The sequence below is a fragment of the Streptomyces doebereineriae genome (assembly GCF_031845645.1).
GTDB lineage: Bacteria > Actinomycetota > Actinomycetes > Streptomycetales > Streptomycetaceae > Streptomyces > Streptomyces canus.
The window spans coordinates 1-439 of the sequence record NZ_JAVREZ010000366.1 but is presented as its reverse complement, the minus strand read 5'-3'; the positions used below and the strand labels follow the sequence as shown (position 1 = coordinate 439).

Annotated in this window: 1 pseudogene; it reads right to left on the bottom strand. The window is 67.0% G+C overall.

The annotated features are described in order from the left end of the window. Positions 1–439 (bottom strand): annotated as a pseudogene (locus RNB18_RS52325) (molybdopterin-dependent oxidoreductase); the annotation flags it as partial.

The following is a 439-nucleotide window of genomic DNA, read 5'->3' as shown; positions in this document are numbered from 1 at the left end:
CGGTGTCCGGGGCGGCACTGGCGAAGTTCCCGCCCATCCCGACGAACACCTTGATCTCGTCGCGGTGCATGGCCTCGATGGTGTGCACGGTGTCCATTCCGTGCTCGCGCGGCGGGTCGATACCGCACACCTCGGCGAGCCGGTCGAGGAAGGCGCCGGCCGGCCGGTGGTCGATACCGCAGGTGCGGTTGCCCTGCACATTGCTGTGCCCTCGCACCGGTGACGGCCCGGCTCCTTCGCGGCCCAGATTGCCGCGCAGCAGAAGCAGATTGACGATCTCCCGCACGCTGTCCACGCCGTGCTCGTGCTGGGTGACACCGAGGCACCAGCTGATGATGCTGCGGTCGGCGTCGCAGTAGATCCTTGCCGCCTTGCGGATATCGGCCTGGCGCACACCGGATTTGTATTCGATCTCGTCCCATGAGGTGGCGTCACAGAC